At 73.8% G+C, this 19,497-nt stretch carries 18 protein-coding genes; 12 read left to right on the top strand and 6 right to left on the bottom strand.

Features of this window, described 5'->3' with window-relative positions; genetic code table 11:
• Positions 1-25 precede the first annotated feature (25 nt).
• The gene (locus tag VGN18_RS18240) at positions 26-631 is read left to right on the top strand and encodes a TIGR03086 family metal-binding protein (protein WP_327541148.1); all 606 of its coding nucleotides are present in this window, start codon (positions 26-28) and stop codon (positions 629-631) included.
• Here VGN18_RS18240 and VGN18_RS18235 read toward each other — a convergent pair.
• On the bottom strand, positions 628-1,647 hold the full coding sequence (locus tag VGN18_RS18235) for a nitronate monooxygenase (RefSeq protein ID WP_327541147.1): 1,020 nt from the start codon (positions 1,645-1,647) through the stop codon (positions 628-630). The two genes, VGN18_RS18240 and VGN18_RS18235, sit on opposite strands and share 4 nt — an antisense overlap.
• 55 nt (positions 1,648-1,702) lie before the next feature.
• Between VGN18_RS18235 and VGN18_RS18230 the strand changes: the two genes are divergently transcribed.
• Both VGN18_RS18230 and VGN18_RS18225 read left to right on the top strand, forming a co-directional pair.
• Complete coding sequence (locus VGN18_RS18230) at positions 1,703-2,017, top strand: MGMT family protein (protein WP_327541146.1); 315 nt, start codon at positions 1,703-1,705, stop codon at positions 2,015-2,017.
• Between the two features lie 115 nt (positions 2,018-2,132).
• Positions 2,133-2,996 carry a hypothetical protein gene (locus tag VGN18_RS18225; protein WP_327541145.1) on the top strand — a complete coding sequence of 288 codons (864 nt, stop codon included), beginning with the start codon at positions 2,133-2,135 and terminating at the stop codon, positions 2,994-2,996.
• On the opposite strand, the gene VGN18_RS18220 is transcribed toward VGN18_RS18225, so the two are convergent.
• Positions 2,993-3,706 carry a DUF429 domain-containing protein gene (locus tag VGN18_RS18220; RefSeq protein ID WP_327541144.1) on the bottom strand — a complete coding sequence of 238 codons (714 nt, stop codon included), beginning with the start codon at positions 3,704-3,706 and terminating at the stop codon, positions 2,993-2,995. The two genes, VGN18_RS18225 and VGN18_RS18220, sit on opposite strands and share 4 nt — an antisense overlap.
• Before the next feature lie 37 nt (positions 3,707-3,743).
• On the bottom strand, positions 3,744-3,872 hold the full coding sequence (locus tag VGN18_RS18215) for a hypothetical protein (protein ID WP_327541143.1): 129 nt from the start codon (positions 3,870-3,872) through the stop codon (positions 3,744-3,746).
• Between the two features lie 47 nt (positions 3,873-3,919).
• Between VGN18_RS18215 and VGN18_RS18210 the strand changes: the two genes are divergently transcribed.
• Genes VGN18_RS18210 through VGN18_RS18190 form a run of 5 tightly spaced genes read left to right on the top strand, consistent with a single transcriptional unit; the run spans position 3,920 to position 11,937 of the window.
• The gene (locus VGN18_RS18210) at positions 3,920-4,342 is read left to right on the top strand and encodes a VOC family protein (RefSeq protein ID WP_327541142.1); all 423 of its coding nucleotides are present in this window, start codon (positions 3,920-3,922) and stop codon (positions 4,340-4,342) included.
• A gap of 8 nt (positions 4,343-4,350) precedes the next feature.
• On the top strand, positions 4,351-7,437 hold the full coding sequence (locus VGN18_RS18205; RefSeq protein WP_327541141.1) for an ATP-dependent DNA helicase: 3,087 nt from the start codon (positions 4,351-4,353) through the stop codon (positions 7,435-7,437).
• The gene (locus VGN18_RS18200) at positions 7,434-10,673 is read left to right on the top strand and encodes an ATP-dependent DNA helicase (RefSeq protein ID WP_327541140.1); all 3,240 of its coding nucleotides are present in this window, start codon (positions 7,434-7,436) and stop codon (positions 10,671-10,673) included. The genes VGN18_RS18205 and VGN18_RS18200 overlap by 4 nt, the downstream gene beginning before the upstream one ends.
• Positions 10,670-11,299 carry a VOC family protein gene (locus tag VGN18_RS18195; protein ID WP_327541139.1) on the top strand — a complete coding sequence of 210 codons (630 nt, stop codon included), beginning with the start codon at positions 10,670-10,672 and terminating at the stop codon, positions 11,297-11,299. Before VGN18_RS18200 ends, VGN18_RS18195 begins: the two co-directional genes overlap by 4 nt.
• The gene (locus tag VGN18_RS18190; RefSeq protein WP_327541138.1) at positions 11,296-11,937 is read left to right on the top strand and encodes a class I SAM-dependent methyltransferase; all 642 of its coding nucleotides are present in this window, start codon (positions 11,296-11,298) and stop codon (positions 11,935-11,937) included. Before VGN18_RS18195 ends, VGN18_RS18190 begins: the two co-directional genes overlap by 4 nt.
• Before the next feature lie 9 nt (positions 11,938-11,946).
• Here VGN18_RS18190 and VGN18_RS18185 read toward each other — a convergent pair whose 3' ends face one another.
• Together VGN18_RS18185 and VGN18_RS18180 are read right to left on the bottom strand one after the other, a co-directional pair.
• A complete protein-coding gene (locus tag VGN18_RS18185) occupies positions 11,947-12,414 on the bottom strand; it encodes a GNAT family N-acetyltransferase (RefSeq protein WP_327541137.1) in 468 nt (155 codons plus the stop codon).
• Positions 12,415-12,469: 55 nt separating this feature from the next.
• Entirely contained in the window at positions 12,470-13,603 is a 1,134-nt protein-coding gene (locus VGN18_RS18180; protein ID WP_327541136.1) for an FAD-dependent oxidoreductase, read from the bottom strand.
• A gap of 37 nt (positions 13,604-13,640) precedes the next feature.
• Between VGN18_RS18180 and VGN18_RS18175 the strand changes: the two genes are divergently transcribed.
• The 4 genes from VGN18_RS18175 to nudC all read left to right on the top strand — a co-directional run bounded on the left by VGN18_RS18175 (position 13,641) and on the right by nudC (position 18,761).
• Entirely contained in the window at positions 13,641-15,050 is a 1,410-nt protein-coding gene (locus VGN18_RS18175; protein ID WP_349259967.1) for a M20/M25/M40 family metallo-hydrolase, read from the top strand.
• Positions 15,051-15,086: 36 nt separating this feature from the next.
• Positions 15,087-16,394, top strand: coding sequence for a pitrilysin family protein (locus tag VGN18_RS18170; RefSeq protein ID WP_327541134.1), 1,308 nt, complete (start codon positions 15,087-15,089; stop codon positions 16,392-16,394).
• A 100-nt stretch (positions 16,395-16,494) separates the two neighbouring features.
• Complete coding sequence (locus tag VGN18_RS18165) at positions 16,495-17,841, top strand: pitrilysin family protein (protein WP_327541133.1); 1,347 nt, start codon at positions 16,495-16,497, stop codon at positions 17,839-17,841.
• A gap of 11 nt (positions 17,842-17,852) precedes the next feature.
• The gene (gene nudC, locus VGN18_RS18160; protein WP_327541132.1) at positions 17,853-18,761 is read left to right on the top strand and encodes an NAD(+) diphosphatase; all 909 of its coding nucleotides are present in this window, start codon (positions 17,853-17,855) and stop codon (positions 18,759-18,761) included.
• A gap of 298 nt (positions 18,762-19,059) precedes the next feature.
• On the opposite strand, the gene VGN18_RS18155 is transcribed toward nudC, so the two are convergent.
• Positions 19,060-19,248, bottom strand: a complete 189-nt coding sequence (locus tag VGN18_RS18155) for a hypothetical protein (RefSeq protein WP_327541131.1) — start codon at positions 19,246-19,248, stop codon at positions 19,060-19,062.
• Positions 19,249-19,497: the final 249 nt, after the last annotated feature.

The following is a 19,497-nucleotide window of genomic DNA, read 5'->3' as shown; positions in this document are numbered from 1 at the left end:
CGGGCGGTCCGGGTAGCGTCGAAGCATGGCTATCGACGTGACCGACGACGACCTGCTCGCCGCCTTCCTGGCCGCCCAGCGATGCTTCGGCGAGCGGGTGCACGCCGTCGCCGAGGGCCAATGGCAGCAGCCGACACCGGACACCGAGTGGACGGTCGCCGACCTCGTCGCCCACCTGGTCGACGAGCACCGCTGGGCCGCGCCCCTGCTGCACGGCCACGACCTCACCACGGCCGGGCAGATCGTGAGGGGCACCCGCAACCTCCCGGTCGACGGCGGCACCGGCGCGAACCTGGCCGAGTCCTGGGACGAGGCCGCGGCCGCGTCGGCCGATGCCTTCTCCGGTGACGGAGCTCTGGGCCGCTCGGTCGCGCTGTCGCGCGGCGCGACGCCGGCCCGCACCTACATCGGCGAGATGACCTTCGACCTCGTCGTGCACGCCTGGGATCTCGGCCGGGCCATCGGGTTCGCAGGGGCGCTGCCGGGCGATGTCGTCGAGCGGCTCTACGCGCAGGCGCGCGACCTCGGCGACCTCTCGCCGAGCGGGCTGTTCGACGCCCCGGTCGCGGTGCCCGACGACGCGTCGACCCTCGACAAGCTCGTCGCGCTCACCGGCCGCGATCCGCGTTAGCCGAGCCGCCGGGCGTCGTCGGCCAGCCGGCGGACGATCTCGCCGGCCGGGCGCGCCTCGGCGAGCCGCCAGTTGGTGCCGGCCCAGAGATTCGGCACGTCCGAATCCCCGGCGGCGGTGGCGGCCGCCCGCAGCGGCCGGGTCAGGTGATGGATCTGCGGGTAGCCGTCGGGTGCGTCCTCGTGCTCGAGCGCGAACCGGTTCGCCAGCCCGCGGGCCCAGCGTCCGCTGAACGCGCGGGTCAGCGTCGTCCCGGCGTAGCGCGCAGTCTCGAGCGCGGCCCGGTGCGGCAGCGAGGTGCCGGCCTCGGGCGCGAGCAGCAGGGCGGTGCCGATCTGGCCGGCGACCGCGCCGGCGGCGAGGACGGCGGCCAGTTCGGCGCCGGTTGCGATACCGCCGGCCGCGATCAGCGGCAGGGTTGTCGCGCCCCGGACGGCGGCGAGCGCGTCGAGCAGCGGGGTGCGGTTCGGGGTCGCGCTGTCGAAGACGGCCTGGTGCCCGCCGGCCTCGGTGCCCTGGACGATCAGCGCGTCGGCTCCGGCGTCGGTCGCGGTCGCGGCCTCCTCGGCCGAGGTGACGGTCACCGCGACCAGTACCCCGGCGCGCTGCAGCCGCTCGACGGTGCCGGGTGCGGGGCAACCGAAGGTGAAGCCGGCGAGGTGGGCCTGCGAGTTGGCGACGACCTCGACCTTCTCGGCGACCTGGTCGTCGTCCCAGCGCGGCGCGCCGAGCGGCACCGCGAGCCGCGCCGACTCGCCGGCGAGCCCGGCGGCGTAGCGCGCGATCGCGTCGGCATCGGCGTGGTCGGGTCCGGCGCAGAACAGGTTGACCCCGAGCGGGGCCCCGGTCAGCGCGCGGGTACGGCGCAGCGCGTCGTGGAGCGCGGCCGGGGTCAGGTACCCGGCCGCGATACCGGGGTAGCCGCCGGCGGCGGCGACCGCCGCCGCGAGTTCCGGGGTGGAGGGGCCACCCGCCATCGGCGCCTGCACGATCGGCAGCGCGCTGGGCAGCGTCATGGGCACCCCCGGATCGTCGCAGACCGGGCATCCGGTGTCGTGCGAGGCTGGGGCGGTGACGACCTCCTCCGGTCCCGGCGAACCCAGCGGGTTCGCCGAACGCATCCTGGCCTGCATCGAGGCGATCCCACCGGGTCGGGTGATGACCTACGGCGATGTCGCCGAGTTCGCGGGCACCCGCTCCGCCCGCACCGTGGGCCGCGTCCTGGCCCGCGACGGTGACGGAGTGCCCTGGCACCGCGTGCTCCGGTCGGACGGCACGCTGGCCGAGCACCTCTACACCGAACAGCGCCAGCGCTTGCTCACGGAGGGTGTCCGGTTCGTCGGTCATCGGGTCGATCTGGCCACCGCGAGATGGGACGGAAGCTGACACACCGGGCCTCGCGCGAATTGCGACGCGATGAAGCGGCCCGTATACTTTACTTGATCTTCACGGTCATCCCACCTGCTCGTAACAACTGCCCATCGGGACAGAGGTCAGTTTCGTGCCCACCGCTCGCCGAGCGCTCGTCGCTGCGGGGCTGTTCGCCGTCGTGGTGGCTGCGAGTACGCCCGCGTTCGCGGCGCCCGGCTCGCACGGGCAGGAACGCGCGCACGGCCAGGCCGTCCGGCCGGCAATGGTCATCCCCTCACCCGAGCACGAGCACTCCCACAAGCGGGCCGAGGCCCACCCGGCGCACCCCGCTCACGCGGGCCGGACCGCGCACGGCGCGAGAGCGACGACGGTCCGGGCCGCGTCGACCGCTACCGGCTCGTCGGGTCGGGTGCGTGGCCACGCGCACAAGTCCCGCGAAGCGCACAAGACCCGCGCCGGTCACCTCACCGCCTCGGCGGACTCGGCCGTCACTGCTGCTGAGACGGCGAACCACGGCAAGCATCTGGCGAAGGGCGCGAAGAACGGCGCCCAGCCGGCCAGGACGACGCCGGGTACCGCCAAGGCGCATCCGGGCAAGGGCGCCGGCAGGACGACGACCAAGCCCGGCGCGACCAAGCCCGCCAAGCTCGCGGGTACGCCTGCCTCCCGCGCTGCGTTCGGTGACACCGTCCCGCTGGCGTCGGGCCGCGCCGCCGTCGCGCCGCGAGCCACGGCGCGTCCCCACGCGCACCGGACGCCGAAGCTCGGCTCGCACAACGGATCCGGCACGCCCCACGCCGGGTCACCGAACCGGGTCTCGCCGTTCGACCCGCGCGGGGCCCTGGGCGACGTCGGCCGGCAGATCACCAACCTCACCGGGATCGGCCTGTTCGGCGGCCCGCAAGGCTGGATCTTCACCGCCATGCTGCTGCTGGCCGTGGTGATGATGATCGGCGCGTTCGCGCTCGGCCGCCGTCCCCGGTCGGCTCGCTAACCCTCGCGCAGTCCGGCGAGCTCGCCGGTCGGGATCGCGATCCACCCCTCGACCGTCGCCACCTCACGCTGCGTGGTGTCCGGACCGCTCGCCCGGCCGAGTTCCACGGCGCGGGCCGACGCGGCCGCCACAACCGCGTCGAGGGCATGGTCGCAGGCCCGGCACAGGTCGGCGTGCGGGCCGAGTTCGAGCACGCTCGCGAGCGCCGACACCGAGGCCGAGCGCAGGGCCGCGCCGTCGGGCCCCTTGTAGCCGCGGAAGGGCATCCCCCACTGTCGCAACGAGGCCGCCGGGTAGACCTCGACGACCCGGGCCGTCCCGCTGCGGTCGGTCTCGCCCAACCGGGCCAGCAGCCCGGCGGCCCGCATCGCCGCGTGCCCGATGCGGTCGGCCGAGACGCTGAGCGGCCGCAGCGGCGGATGGTGCGCGGCGACCCACAGATCGGTCGCGCGGTACGCGAGCGGGCGCCGGGCGGCGACGGTGTCGGCCGCGGAGGTCGGACGACCAGCCTGGTGCGCGGCGACGAAGTCGACGAAGGCGCGGGGCCAGCCCAGCGGGCAGTCGATCCCGATCTTCGCCGCGCCGGCCGCGAGCTCGACGATGCGGTCGTCGTCGACGCCGACCTCGACCGCGGTGACGGTCAGACCATCGAGCCGGGCGATCGCCGTCGTGGCCGGGGACGCGGCGAGGTCGATGCCGAGCACCCTCACCGGAAGCGCTCCAGCCCAGGGACGTTCTCGAGGCCGCTCACCCGTTGTGCGCGATCCGCGTCGGCGCCCGGCGCGCGCGCTCCGCCCCGAGCCGGGCCGCCGCGACGTCACCGGCGATCGCGAACGCGCGGGCGTGATCGAGGTCGGGTTCGGCGTCGGCATTCACGGACCCGACCGTACGAGGTCGCGTGGGGCGCGCGCGAGAATCCGGGCATGGATGTTCGTGAGCTGCGACTGGTGATCACCGTGGACGACTACGAGCAGGCGCTGGTGTTCTACCGCGACGTGCTCGGGCTGGCCGAGCAGGCCGCGTACGAGGCCCCCAACGGCGGCCGGGTCACGCTGCTCGACGCCGGCCGGGCCACCCTCGAGCTGGCCGACGTGGCGCAGGCCGGGTACATCGACGAGGTCGAGGTCGGACGGCGCGTGGCCGGCCCGGTGCGCGTCGCGTTCGAGGTGACGGACGCGACCGGGGCGACCCGCCGGCTCGCCGCCGGGGGAGCGGCCGTGATCGCCGAACCCACCGTCACGCCGTGGAACTCTCTCAACGCCCGGCTGACCGCGCCGGACGGCACCCAGCTCACGCTCTTCGAGGAACTGGGCGGTTCCCAGAACTGTCGGGGCAGCGTGTTCTGATTGCCGACGTGACCGAGCCGAGCTACCGCCTGGTGCGTTCCGCACGTCCGCGGGCGGTGGCGCCGGTGCTCGACGACGCCCAGCGCGCGGTGGTCGAGCACCCCGGCGGTCCGCTGCTCGTGCTCGCCGGCCCGGGCACCGGGAAGACCACCACCCTCGTCGAGACGGTCGTCGACCGCGTCGCGCGCGGGGCCGAGGTCGGTCAGCTCCTCATGCTCACCTTCAGCCGCCGGGCGGCCGGCGAGATGCGTGATCGTGTAGCGGCCCGGCTCGGGCGCACGGTCCGCGAGCCGATCGCCCGCACGCTGCACTCGTACGCGTTCGGAGTGCTGCGCATGGCGAACCTCGCCCGCGGCCTGCCGGCGCCCCGGCTGCTGGCCGCGGCCGAGCAGGACATCGTGCTGCGCGACCTGCTCGCCAACTCGACCGATCGCTGGCCCGCCGCGCTGCAGCCGGCGCTCGCCACCGAGGCGTTCGCGGGCGAGGTTCGCGAGTTGCTGATGCGCGCCGTCGAGCGCGGGCTCGACGGCCCCACCCTGGCCGGTCTCGGGCGGCGTCGCGGGCGGCCCGACTGGGTCGCGGCAGGGGAATTCCTGACCGAGTACCACTCCGTCTACGCCATGAAGGATCCCGGCGCCTACGACCCGGCCGAGCTCATCCGGGGCGCGCTCAATGCGTTCGAGGACGATCCCGAGCTGCTCGCCCGCGAGCGGGCCCGGCGCCGGCGGATCTTCGTCGACGAGTACCAGGACACCGACCCGGCCCAGGCCGAGCTGCTCGCCGTGCTCGCCGACGGCGCCGACGAGCTGGTGCTGGTCGGCGACCCCGACCAGTCGATCTACGCCTTCCGCGGCGCCGACGAGTCGGCGATCCGCGACGCGCCGACGCGCTTCGGCGCGATGCCGACGGTCGCGCTGACCACCTGCCGCCGGTCCGGGCCGGTGCTGCTGGCCGCGTCGCGGCGGATCGGCGAGCGGCTGCCCGGCCCGGCGGCGCAGCGGGCGCTGGTGCCGGTCGACGGCGCCGATGCGGGCCGCGTCGAGGTCGGGGTGTTCCGCTCGGCCAGCGAGGAGGCCGCCTTCGTGGCCGGCACGCTGCGGCGCGCCCATCTCGACGGCCTGCCGTGGTCGCGCATGGCTGTTCTGGTGCGCTCGACCGCGAGCGCCCTGCCGATCCTGCGCCGGGCGTTGATCACCGCGGGCGTGCCGGTCTCGGTCCGGGGCGACGACCTGCCGCTCGCCGGCCAGCCCGCCGTCTCGGCGCTGCTCGACGCCGTCGACGCGGTGCTGGCGCACGAGCGGGGCGGGGTGCCCGCGGTGTCCGAGGACTCCGCCGAGCGGCTGCTGCTCGGGCCGATCGGCGGGGCCGACGCCGTGCTGTTGCGCCGGCTGCGCCGCGTGCTGCGCCGGGTCACCGCCGACACCGACGAACCGGCGACGCTCGCGGCCGCGCTGTTCGACCCGCTCGGCGCGCACGTGCTGCCCGAACCCGTCCGGCGTCCGGTGGTGCGGGTCTCGGCGCTGCTCGCCGCCGGGCGCGACACGGTGCGGGCCGAGGGGTCTCCGGAAGACGTGCTGTGGGCCATCTGGCAGGCGTCCGGTCTGGCCCGCCGCTGGGAGCAGGCCAGCCGGGCGGGCGGCTCCGGTGGCGCGGCGGCCGATCGCGACCTCGATGCCGTGGTCGAGCTGTTCGAGACCGCGGCCCGCTTCACCGACCGGCTGCCCCACGAGACGATCGAGGGCTTCGCCGCGCACCTCGCGGCCCAGCAGATCCCGGGCGACGCCGGCACCACCCGCACCGCCTCCGACGAGACGGTCGCCGTGCTCACCGCGCACGCGAGCAAGGGGCTGGAATGGGATCTCGTGTGCGTGGCCAACGTGCAGGAGGGCGTCTGGCCCGACCTGCGCCGCCGCGGTTCGCTGCTCGGTTCGGAGACCCTCGTCGACGAGCTGACCGGTCGCGACGCCGCGGGCGTTTCGCTGGTCGCGCCCCAGCTGGCGGAGGAGCGGCGCCTGTTCTACGTCGCGGTGACCCGGGCCCGGCGGCGCGTGGTCGTCTCGGCCGTAGCGGGTGACGAGGAGCAGCCGTCGCGCTTCCTCGACGAGCTCGACCCGTCCGACGGCGAGCGTCCGATCACCCAGCTGCCGCGCGGTGTCCACCTGCCGGGGCTGATCGCCGAGCTGCGTTGCGTGGTGGCCGATCCCGAGGAGACGCCCGCCGACCGCGAGGCGGCGGCGCAGTCGCTGGCCCGGCTGGTCGAGGCCGGCGTCGCCGGGGCCGACCCCTCGTCCTGGTGGGGGTTGGCCCCGCTGTCCGACGATCGCGGGGTGGCCCGACCCGATCGTCCGGTCGGCGTCAGCCCGTCGCGCATCGAGTCGTTCCTGACCTGCGAGGTCCGCTCGGTGCTGAGCGACCTCGGCGCCACCGACGGCGACCCTCTTTCCGCGTCGCTCGGCGTGCTCGTCCATGACATCGCGGCCGAGACGCCGCCCGGGTCCGACTTCGACGAGTACCTGCGCCGGCTCGACGAGCGGTGGGAGACCCTCGACTTCGGGGCGCGCTGGTACGCCGACAACGAGCGGCAGCGAGCCACCGCGATCCTCGCCCGGCTGTGCGCCTGGCTGGCCGACAGCCGCCGCGAGCTGACCCTCTTCGCGGTCGAGGAGCCGTTCACGGTCGAGGTCGGCGACGCCGTGCTGCGCGGGCGGGTCGACCGCCTCGAACGCGACTCCGAGGGCCGGCTGGTGGTCATCGACTACAAGACCGGCAAGCGCAAACCCGGCAACGACGAGCTCCCGCGCCACCCGCAGCTCGGCGCGTACCAGCTCGCCGTCGAGCGGGGCGGCTTCGGGGAGGCCACACCGTCGGGCGGCGCCGCGCTGGTGCAGCTCGCCTCCGGCGCGCGCTACGCCGAGCAGCGCCAGGGCGCCCTGAGCGCCGACGACGATCCGGGCTGGATCGAGGCCGAGATCGCCGTCGTCGCGCAACGGCTGCGGGGCAGCGAGTTCACCGCGACGGCCGGCCGGGACTGCCGCATCTGCGATCTGAAGAAGTGCTGCCCCCTGCAGCCCGAGGGCCGGCAGGTGACGGCATGAGCGGGGTATCGGCGGTCGAGATCAGCACGGCACTGGGGTTGCCGCGCCCGACCGATGAGCAGATCGTCGTCATCGAGTCGCCGCTGTCGCCGTCGGCGGTGATCGCCGGGGCCGGGTCGGGCAAGACCGAGACGATGGCCTCGCGCGTCGTGTGGCTGGTGGCCAACCGCCTGGTCGCGCCCGATGCCGTGCTCGGCCTCACCTTCACCCGCAAGGCCGCGGCCGAGCTCGGCAAGCGGATCCGACGACGATTGGCCCAGTGGCGCGGAGTCGTCGAGCGGGTGTCGCCCGACGACCTCGAGTACCTGACGCTGCTGCGCGCGGCCGAACCGACGGTCTCGACCTATGCCGCCTACGCCGGGCGGCTGGTGAGCGAGCAGGCCCTGCGGCTCGGGGCCGAGCCCGACGCCCGGTTGATGTCGCAGGCGGTGTCGTGGCAGCTGGCCGACCGCGTGATGCGCAACCACCTGCAACCGCTGCCCGACGACATCGGCGCCCCCTCGTCGGTGGTGAAGTACCTGCTGCAGATGGCCAACCAGCTCGCCGACCACCTCACGGATGCCGCAGCGGTCGAGGACTACTGCGTCGCGCTGGCTCGTCGTGTCGACGAGCTGCCGGGCAAGCGGAACAAGACGGGGCCCGTGGCCGATTTGGTCAAGTCGCTTGTCCATCGCCGAGCGCTGCTGCCGCTCGTGCGCGAGTTCGCGGAGGCGAAGGCGTCGAGCGGTTCGGTCGACTTCGGCGACCAGATGAAACTGGCCGCCGAGCTCGCCGCGCTCGACGAGGTGCGCACCGTCGAGCGGGCCCGCTTCGCGGCGGTGCTGCTCGACGAGTACCAGGACACCGGCCACTCGCAGATCGCCATGCTGCACGGCCTGTTCGGCGACGGCCACGCGGTCACGGCCGTCGGTGACCCGTTCCAGTCGATCTACGGCTGGCGGGGCGCGAGCTCGGGCAACATGGCCGCGTTCGCCGGACGGTTCCGAACGGCGGCCGGCGCCCCGGCCGTCGTGCATCCGCTGGCCACCAGCTTCCGCAACGACCGCATCGTGCTCACCGCGGCCAACGCCGTCGCCGCACCGCTGCGTACGCGGGCGAGCGTCGGCGAACTCCGGCCCGGGCCGGTCGCGGGTGACGGCCGGCTCGAGCTCGCGTTCACCGAGACGCATCTCGACGAGGCCGCCTGGCTCGCGACGCGTATGCGCAAGGCCTGGGACGAGCTCCCGCCGGTCGGGCGCACCGCGGCCGTGCTGGTGCGGCGCCGCGCCCAGATCCCGGTGCTCGCCGACGCGCTGCGGGCCGAGGGTCTGCCGGTCGAGGTCGTCGGGCTCGGCGGTCTGCTGACCACGCCCGAGGTCGCCGACGTGATGGCCACCCTGCGGGTGCTGGCCGGCTTCACCGCCGGCACGTCGCTGGCCCGGTTGCTGACCGGGGCCCGCTGGCGCATCGGCCCCTACGACCTCGCCGCGCTGAGCCGGCGGGCCCGCGAGCTCGCCGTCGGCGAGGGTCCGTCCGACGTGCCGTCGCCCGACGACACGGTCAGCATCATCGAGGCACTCGACGACCTCGGCCCGGCCGAGTCGTACTCGCGCGAGGGGTACCGCCGCCTGGCCGCACTGTCGATCGAGCTGCGCCGGCTGCGGCGGCGGGTGTCGACGTCGCTGCCCGAGCTGATCGCCGAGGTCGAGCGGGTGTCCGGGGTCGACATCGAGGTGCTGGCGCGCCCCGACCGCGCGGTCGTCGGGCGCGTGCACCTCGACCGGTTCCTCGACGAGGCCGCCACCTTCGTGAGCGAGGCGGGCGACACCTCCACCGCCACCCTGACGGCGTTCCTCGCGTTCCTCGACGCCGCCGAGGACGAGGAGAACGGGCTCGAGGCCGGCGAGGTCGAGGTCGCGGCCGAGCGGGTGCAGATCCTCACCGTGCACGGCGCGAAGGGTCTCGAGTGGGACGTCGTGGCCGTGCCCGGGCTCGACGACAAGATCTTCCCGGCAGCGCCGAAGGCGACGAACTGGACCCGTACGCGCCAGGAGCTGCCCGGCCCGCTGCGCGGCGATCACCACGACCTGCCGCCTTTCCAGGCCGCGGAGTCCGCCGACACCGACGAGTTGCGCCGCCGGCTCGAGGGCTACGACACGGCCATGCGCGACCGGCACGCCGACGAGGAGCGCCGGCTCGCCTACGTCGCGTTCACCCGGGCCAAGCACGTGCTGCTGGCGTCCGGGTTCGTGTTCGACGACGCGAAGACGGCGCGGGAGCCGTCGGACTACCTGCTGACGCTGCGTGAGTTCGCCACCCCGGACGAGTGGTTCGAGCCGGCCGACGGCGCGACCAACCCGCTCACTGCGATCAGCCCGACGGCCACGTGGCCGTTCGACCCGCTCGCGCTGCCTGACGGCAGCGGCCCGAGCCGCCGCGACGAGGTCGAGGCCGCGGCCGCACTCGTCCGCGCCGCGGTGGCCCGGCCCGAGGTGCCCCAGCTGGTCTTCGGCGACCCGGTCACCCGGGCCGACCACTGGCGTCGCGACGTCGAGGTGTTGCTGGCCGAGCGGGAACGCCTGGCCGGGGCCGACCGTCTCGCGGTCGAGCTGCCGGCCCAGCTGTCGGTCACGCAGCTGGTCGCCCTCGAGCGCGACCCCGCGGCGCTCGCCCGCAGCCTGCGCCGACCCGTGCCGCGGGCACCCGCGCCGCACGCCCGGCGGGGCACGGCCTTCCACCGATGGCTCGAACAGCGCTGGGAGAGCCAGGCCCTGCTCGACATCGACGAGCTGCCCGGTGCCGCCGATGACGACGCCGACGACCGCGATCTCGAGGCGCTGCGCGCCGCGTTCGAGGCGAGTGCGTTCGGGCAGCGAGTGCCGCACGATGTCGAGGTTCCCTTCGAAATGAGCATCGGCGAAATGAGCATCGGTGAACTGGGCATCGGTGAACTGGGTGTCGGTGATCGGGTGATCCGCGGCCGGATGGACGCGGTCTTCCGCGACGGCGACGACTGGCTGGTGGTCGACTGGAAGACCGGCGCGCGACCGATCGGCGACGCGGCGCGGGCGGCCGACGTGCAGCTGGCGGCGTACCGGCTGGCCTGGGCCCGGCTGTGCGGCCTCGCCGACACCGAGATCCGTCGGGTGCGGGCGGCGTTCCACTACGTCCGCTCGAACGAGACGGTCGAGCCCGCGACCCTGCTGGACGCCGACGGGCTGCGCCGGCTGATCGCGGGAGAGGGCGGTGGCGGATGAGTCTCGACCACATCGTGCTGGCCGTGCCCGATCTCGCGGGGGCGGTGGCTGATTTCGCCGGGCGCACCGGGGTGGCGCCGGCGCGCGGTGGCAGCCACGTCGGGCTCGGCTCGGCGAACCACCTGGTCGGGCTCGGCGGCACGGCCTACCTCGAGATCGTCGGGCCTGATCCCGACCAGCCCGATCCGTCCGGGCCGCGGCCGTTCGGCATCGACGAGCTGGCCGGCCCGCGGGTCGTCACCTGGGCCGTGCACCCGGCCGATGTCGATGCCGTCGTGCGCGCCGCGCGCGCCGCCGGGTACGACCCGGGCGACGCGGCGTCGATGTCGCGCCGCACGCCCGACGGCGAGCTGCTCGAATGGCGGCTGACCCCACCCGCCCTCGACGACGGGATGGGCCTCGTGCCGTTCCTGATCGACTGGGGCACGACCCCGCACCCGACCACGCGTGACCTGCCGTCGGTGCCGCTGCTCGAGTGGCGGGCCGAGCATCCGGAGCCCGAGCGGGTGCGCGCGGCGTTGACCGCACTCGGGGTCGAGCTCGACGTGATTCAGGGCCCGCGGCCCGCGCTGGTCGCGGTGGTCGGCGGAGCAGACGGCCCGGTGCGACTGGGGGCGCCGGCATGACGCGCGCCCGGCACAGCTACGACCGCGTGGCCGAGCGTTACGCCGCGGAGGTCGGCGACGAGCTCGCCGGGAAGCCGCTCGATCGGGCCCTGTTGCAGGCCTTCGTCGAGCTGGCCGGCAACGGCCCGCTGGCCGACCTCGGTTGCGGACCTGGGCACGTCACGCGCCATCTGGCCGGGCTCGGTCGCCCGGCCGTGGGGACCGATCTGTCGCCAGGGATGTGCGCGGTGGCGCGACGCGACAACGCGCTGCCCTTCCTCGCCGGCGACCTGACCGCGCTGCCGCTCCGTTCGGGGGCGCTCGCCGGCGTGGTCTGCCTGTACACGGTGATCCACCTGGACGCCGAGCAGCGCGCCGCCGCCTATCGCGAGTTCGTGCGGGTGCTCCGTCCGGGCGGCCCGGCCCTGGTCGCCTTCCACACCGGCGACGCCGACAACCCGATGGGCACGGCCCGCACCCTGACCGAGTGGTGGGGCGAGGACATCGAGCTCGCCTTCCACTTCCTCGACCCGGACGCCGAGGCGGCCGCGCTCGCCACCGCCGGGTTCGAGCCGGTGGCCCGCCTCGAGCGTGAGCCGAACTGCGGGGCCGAGCACCCCAGCCGGCGCGCCTACCTGCTGGTGCGCGCCCCGCACTGAGCGGCGGCCTCAGCCGAGCGGCTTGGCCAGGTGCACGCGGTGCAGCCCGCGCATGGTGTCGCGGTGCGTCTCGCGATAGCCGCGTTCGGCGTAGATCGCGAGGTTCTCGGTCATCCGCTCGTGGGTGTAGAGCCGGATCTCGCCGGCCCCCGCCTCGCGCGCCCGCTCCTCGGCGAAGTCGAGCAGCTGACGCCCCAGCCCGTGGCCCTGCCGCTCGGGCGCCACGGCCACGTTCTCGACCAGCACGTGATCGGACGCGGTCACGAGCACGAGGAGCCCGACGAGCTGGTCGTCCAGCTCGGCGACCCATACGCCACCCCGCGCAACCACTTCGGCGTAGTCGTCGCGCATCGGTCCCGGCTCGGCCCCGATGCGCGGCACGTAGTGCCGGTACGCGTCGCCGACGAGCCGCGCGATCGCCGCCGCGTCGCCGGCCCGCGCCGGTCGAAACGTCGCCCCGCCGTCACCGATCTTCATGTCGCGACGGTGTCCCGCGTGAGTGTGAGCATGAAGATCGGCGCCAGGAGAGGGATCAGAAGGAGACGTTGCCGACCCGCCCGGAGTTGTGGGACGCGAGCGAGAACCGCTCGGGCACCCCGACGCCGGAGCCGGTCACGAGCGAGGCGACCAACTCGCCGATGAGCGGGGCGAACTTGGCGCCGTGGCCCGAGCAGGGCGAGCAGACGACGAGCGATCCGGCGCGGTCGAGCAGGAAGTCCTCGGACGGTGTCTGGGTGTACAGGCAGGTCGCCTCCCGCCGCGGCGTCGGGTCGAGCCCGGGCAGCCACTCGCGCACGTAGGCGACGACGCGATCACGCGACTCGTCGAGCACCGGGCCGGTCGTGCCGGCCTCGGCCACCACGCCACCGTCGTGCTCGGCGATCTTGCGGTCGTCCTCGGAGCCGCCGTCGCGGCCGCCGGCGAGGTGGTAGATCGGCCGGACTTCCTCGTGGATGACACTGGGCCACGGCGGAGCCGCCGGGTCGAGGCGCGGGAAGTGGAAGACCTGCTGGCGGGTGACCCGCAGCGCGGGCAGGTCGACGAGCCCGCCGACCAGCGACGAGACCCATGCGCCCGCGGCCGCGACCACGGTCGAGCCGCGCAGCGTCGAGCCGTCGGCGCAGACGACGTCGGCGTGTCCGTCGCCCGGGCGGATCGCTTGGACCGCGGTCGAGCGACGTACGAGTGCGCCGTGCTTCTCGGCCTCGGCCAGCATGGTCTCGACGGCGGCCGCGGAGTCGACGGTGCCGGCCTCGGGGTGGAAGATCACGTCGCCGGAGAAGCGCATGCCGGGCCAGCGCCGCTCGGCCTCGATTGCCGGGAGCACCTCGTGCGGCACTCCGTTCGTGCGCAGGTGCTCGGCCACCGTCGGCACATGCCGCTCGGGGCCGAAGTCGAGCCCGCCGAGCATGCGCAGCAACGGCGTCTGCGAGACGTTCTCCAGCTCGCGCCACAGCTCGAACGCCTGACCGGTCAGCCGGGTGTACAGCTCGTCGCCGTACGCGCGCCGGACGATGCGGGCGCTGCCGTGCGAGCTGCCCCGGTCGTGCCCGGCGGTGTACTGCTCGAGCACGACGACCGGACGGCCCTGCCGGGCGAGGGCCCACGCCGACGCCGCCCCCATCAGGCCGGCGCCGACGATCACGACGGGATCATCGGCTGCCACGGGGCAAGGCTAGCGCCGGGGCCCCGCTATCGTCGGGATTGTGACCACCGAACGCGACTACGTCGCCGAGCACCGCGACGACCTCCTCCACGACCTCGACCAGTGGCTGCGCATCCCGGGCATCAGCGCGCAACCCGAGCGCCACGACGACGTGCGTCGCAGCGCGGAGTGGTTCGCCGACGCGGCCCGCCGCACCGGCTTCCCGACCGTCGAGGTGTGGGGCGACGGCCCGTGGCTGCCGGCCGTGTTCGCCGAATGGCGAAGCGACGACCCGGATGCCCCCGTCGTGCTCGTCTACGCCCACCACGACGTGCAGCCGGTCGACCCGCTGGAGCTGTGGCACACCGACCCGTTCGAGCCGACGATCGACGGCGACCTGCTGCGCGCTCGCGGCGCGTCCGACGACAAGGGCCAGCTGCTGTTCCACCTGCTCGGCCTGCAGGCCCACCTCGCCGCCACCGGCCGCACCAGCCCGGCGGTCACCCTGAAGTTCATCGTCGAGGGCGAGGAGGAGTCGGGCTCGCCCCACTTCGAGGAGTTGCTCGCCACCCACCGCGAGCGCCTCGCCTGCGATGTCGTCGTCGTCACCGACACCGGCATGGTCGCGCCCGACGTGCCGAGCACGGTGACCGGCATGCGTGGCATGGTCGCGGCGACGGTCAGTTTCCACGGCCCCGACCTCGACCTGCACTCCGGCGTGTTCGGCGGCGCGATCCCGAACCCGGCGACCGAGATCGCCCGCCTCGTCGCGGCGCTGCACGACGACCAGGGACGCGTGCAGGTACCCGGCTTCTACGACGACGTCCTCGACCTCACCGACACCGAGCGCGACCTGTTCGCGAAGGTGCCGTCGGACGAGGGCGAGTTCCTCAAGGTCACCAAGTCCCGCGCGCTGCGGGGCGAGCACGGCTTCTCGACCCTCGAGCGGCTCGGGGCGCGACCGACGGCCGAGGTCAACGGCATCGGTGGCGGGTACATCGGCGCCGGGCACAAGACGATCGTGCCGAGCGACGCGTTCGTGAAGCTCAGCTTCCGCCTCGTCGCCGACCAGGATCCGGCCACGATCATCAAGGGCGTCGAGCAGTTCGTCACCGACCACACGCCCGAGGGCATCGTGTCCCACGTCGAGTGGGAGGGCTCCGGGGTGCGGGCCTGCCTCGTGCCGCTCGGCACGCCGGCGTACAACGCGCTCAGCGGCGCGATCAGCGAGGCCTTCGACGGCGCCCAGGTGCTGCCGACCCGTGAGGGCGGCAGCGGACCCGAGGCCGGGCTGCAGGCCGCGGTCGACCGCCCGCTGGTGTTCCTCGGCGTCGGCCTGCCCGACGACCAGATCCACGCGCCGAACGAGAAGGTCACGCTGTCGATGCTCTACAAGGGGGCCGAGGCCGCGGCGCTGCTGTGGACGCGCTTCGCCGAGGTGGGCGCTGAGGCGCTGCGCTCGAGCTGAACCATCGGTCCGGAGCGGAACACTAGGGTGGGCGACGTGCCGCGTCCGCAGAAGCTGCCCAGCCCGACGTTCGACCTCACCCACCACACGCTGGCCAACGGCCTGCGCGTGGTCGTCGCGCCCGACCGGTCGGCGCCGGTCGTCGGCGTCGCGGTGCTCTACGACGTCGGCATCCGCTCCGAGCCCGAGGGCCGCACCGGTTTCGCGCACCTCTTCGAGCACCTGATGTTCCAGGGCTCGGCCAACCTCGAGAAGCTCGAGCACTTCCGCTACGTGCAGTCCTCGGGCGGCACGTTCAACGGCAGCACGCACTTCGACTACACGAACTACTTCGAGTCGCTGCCGTCGAATGCGCTCGAGCGCGGGCTCTTCCTCGAGGCCGACCGCATGCTCAGCCCGCGCATCACCGAGGAGAACCTGGCCAACCAGCTCGAGGTCGTCAAGAACGAGATCCGGGTCAACGTGATGAACCGCCCCTACGGCGGCTTCCCGTGGATCTACCTGCCGGCCGTCCTGTTCGACACGTTCGCCAACTCGCACAACGGCTACGGCGGCTTCACCGACCTCGAGAGCGCCACGGTCGAGGACGCCAGCGACTTCTTCGACCGCTACTACGCCCCGGCCAACGCCGTGCTCGCGGTGGCCGGGGACCTCGACGTGGACGAGACGCTCGAGCTCGTCGAGAAGCACTTCGGCGACATCCGCAAGCGCAAGGCGCCGAAGCGGCCGAGCTTCGCCGAGCCGGCGCTCACCGCCGAGCGGCGAGACACCCACGACGACCCGCACGCGCCGATCCCGGCGGTGGCGATCGGCTACCGGGTGGCCGACCCGGTCGGTGAGTTCCACGACCTGCTCGCCCTGTTGCTGCTGGGCGAGGTGCTCTCCGACGGCGACGCCTCCCGTCTGCAGCGCCGCCTCGTGCAACGCGATCACCTCGTCACCGACGTGTCGGCCTACATCGGCGAGTTCGGCGATCCGTTCGACGAGCGGGACCCGACCTCGTTCACGATCAGCGCGCACTACCCCGACGCCGGCGCCCTCGACGCGATCCTGCGCGGGGTCGACGAGGAGCTGTCCCGCATCGCCGACGACGGGCTCGAGCCGGGCGAGCTCGATCGCGTCCGCACGCGGCTGATCAGCGTGCTGTTCCGCGAGATGGACGCAGTCATCTCGCGCACCCTCGAGTTCGCGAAGTTCGAGCTGATCCACGGGCGGGCCGAGCTCATCGCCGAGCTGCCCGGCCGCCTCGCCGCGGTCAGCGGCGACGACGTCCGGAAGGCGGCGAGCGGGCTGACTCCGGACCGACGGGCTGTGCTCGAGCTGATCGCGGGAGGGGCGAAGTGAGCGACGCAAGCGGTGCGAACCAGCAAGCACAGACCGCGACGAAGGAGCGGATCGATCCGATGCCGGGCCCGAGCGGAGCGAGCGACCGGGAGGAGGATCGATGAGCGACAAGGGCGGAAAGAAGCACCTCGAGCCCAAGACCGTTCCGGCGCTGACCAAGCCACGGGTGTCCAAGACGCTGCGGGTGACCGAGAGCGTGCTGGACAACGGGTTGAAGGTCATCGCGGTCCGCAAGCCGGGCGTGCCGATCGTCGAGCTGCGGCTGCGCGTGCCGTTCCTGTCGGCCAAGGCCGGGCACCCGGCCCGCGGCGCGCTGCTGGCCGAGGCGATGCTCACCGGGGCGGCCGATCTCGACCGGGCCGGCCTCGCCGCCGCGATCCAGGCCCTGGGGGCTGACCTGTCCGTGTCGGTCGATGCCGATCGGCTGGTGCTCGGTGGCAACGTCCTCAACACCAACCTCAGGCACCTGCTCGGCCTCGTCGGCACGGTGCTCACCGAGCCGGCCTACGCCAAGGACGAGGTCGCCACCGAACGCGATCGCATGGTCGAGAAGTTGACCATCGCCCGCGCCCGCGCGGGTGTCGTCGCGAGCGAGGCGCTGGCCAAGCGCATGTGGGGCGAGCATCCCTACGCGATCGATCTCGCGCAGCCGGCCGATGTCGCCGCGGTGACCCCGGCCCAGCTGCGGTCGATGCACACCTCGCTCATGCGCCCCGGCACCGCGGTGCTCGTGCTCGTCGGCGATGCCGCCCCGGCCCGGATGGTCGACCTCGCTGCCGAGGCGCTCGCCGGGTGGAGCGGCACGGCGGCCAAGGCACGCGTGCCCGGCCTGCCGACCCCGCCGGCCGGTCCGCTGCTGGTCGTCGATCGTCCCGGCTCGGTGCAGACCTCGGTGCGGCTCGCCCGCACGGCGCTCACCCGCACCGACGACGGCTACCCGGCCCTGCAGCTCGCCAACCTGATCTTCGGTGGCTACTTCTCCTCCCGCTGGACGGAGAACATCCGTGAGGACAAGGGCTATACCTACGGCCCGCACAGCCGGATCGACCATCACGTGCTCGGCTCGACGCTGAACCTCGACGTCGAGGTCGCCACCGAGGTCACCGGCCCGGCGATGCTCGAGACGCGCTACGAGCTCGGCCGGATCGCATCCCTGCCGGTCACCGAGGCCGAGCTCGAGTCGGTGCGCCAGTACGCGATCGGCACGCTGGCGATGTCGACCGCCACCCAGGCCGGGTTGGCCTCGACCCTCTCGGCGTTCTCCGCGTTCGGGCTGGGCCTCGACTGGATCAAGGCGCACCCCGGCCGGCTGCTCGCCACCACGGTCGACGACGTCAGCGCCGCGGCCGCCGAGTTCTTCGCGCCGTCGCAGTTCACCGGCGTGGTCGTCGGTGACGCCGTGTCGATCACCGGACCGCTGGCCGCCCTGGGGGCGGTCGAGTCTTGAGCGGTGGCGGGGTGCACGACGCCGGCGGGCCACCGCTGTCGCGGGTCTCGTTCGACCGCGCCGCGCTGCACCGCTCCGACGACGCCTGGCTGGCCGAGGCCTGGGCCCGGGCCCGGGTGGTGCTGATCAGCCCCAAGTCGTCCACCCCGGTCACCGACGCCGGTCGGATCGAGTTCCGCGCCGCCGCCGACGCCCCGGACGGCCCGCGCCGCTTCCTCGGCGTCATCGACGACGTCCCGCACTTCGCGGTGACGGCCGAGCCGGACGGTGACAACTGGCGCACGCTGCGCGAGTTCGGCGCCGCCGCCGACGACCTCGAGGCGGGCCTGGTGGTGAGCGCCGTCGGGCTCGAACAGTGGCACCAGCGCCACACGCACTGCCCGATCTGCGGCGCGCCCACCGGCGAGACCCTCGCCGGCTGGACCCGCACCTGCCCCGAGGACGGCAGCCAGCACTTCCCGCGCACCGATCCCGCCGTCATCATGCTCATCCACGACGGCGGTGACCTGGCCCTGCTCGGGCGCGGACCGCAGTGGGGGGAGGGCCGCTTCTCCACCCTGGCCGGCTTCGTCGAGCCGGGGGAGTCGCTCGAGGCGGCCGTGGCCCGCGAGGTCTACGAGGAGGTCGGCGTCGCGATCCGCGACATCCGCTACGTCGCCAGCCAGCCCTGGCCGTTCCCGGCGTCGCTGATGCTCGGGTTCGTCGCCCGGCTCGACGGGGACCCGTCGATCACCCTCGACCCGGTCGAGATGGCCGAGGCCGGCTGGTTCTCCCGCGAGGAGATCCGGCGGGCGGCCGACTGGACCGACGACCTCACTACGCCCCTGGATGTCAGCGACGGCGTGCGGCTGCGCGGCATCCCGCCGCACTTCTCGATCTCCCGATTCCTCATCGACCGCTGGCTGGCCGGCGACATCTGACCGCTGTGCCGCCGGGCGCCGCCGCCGTTAAGCAGGACGCCCCGCCGGCCGGGGGGCTGGCGGGGCTGTCCTGGTGCTATGTGGCAGCGCGGTACGGGCGGGGGAACCGGGCCGCGATGCGTTGTGGGTGTGACTTGAGGTCGCTTCCCGGCGGGGGATCGGGTTGCTCGCTCAGGCACAACTGTAGGTAGTCACCCCGCGAGCGACACAGGCACCGCTGTACGCAATCGCCCGCGTTTCTGCACGGTGTTTTCTGGTGCGGATGCACTAACTCGATCCACCGGGTCGTGATCGTTGCTCAGCGTGACCGGACGGCGTCGTGCTCGAGGATGGTCTCGTGCAGGCGGTCGTACGCGGCGGCGACCCAGGCGTCGACTCCACTCTGCCGCGCGGCGTGCAGTGCGGTCTCGGCGTCGTAGAGCCGCTGCTCGGCGGCGGCGACGGCCGGGGACGGTGACGTGGTGCGGTGGCGGTCGACGGTGTCCATGGGATTCCTCCTCGGTAGGACCTGGCATCGGGGAGGAGCGGCCCTCGCAGGCGGCAGATACACGCGGGCGCGGGAACGAGAAAACCCCGCCGGCCGGGGGCAGGCGGGGTTTCCGTCGACTTCTGGTGAACCTTTGTGTGGCATCGCGGTACGGGCGGGGGAACCGAACCGTTGATGCGTTGTCGTGAACCGTGAGTCCGCGACCCGGCGGGGGGTTCGGGTTGCTCGCTCAGGGACCAAGTTACGGGG

The sequence above is a fragment of the Jatrophihabitans sp. genome (assembly GCF_036000465.1).
Taxonomy (GTDB): Bacteria; Actinomycetota; Actinomycetes; order Mycobacteriales; family Jatrophihabitantaceae; genus Jatrophihabitans.
This window is presented reverse-complemented; position numbering and strand designations above follow the sequence as displayed.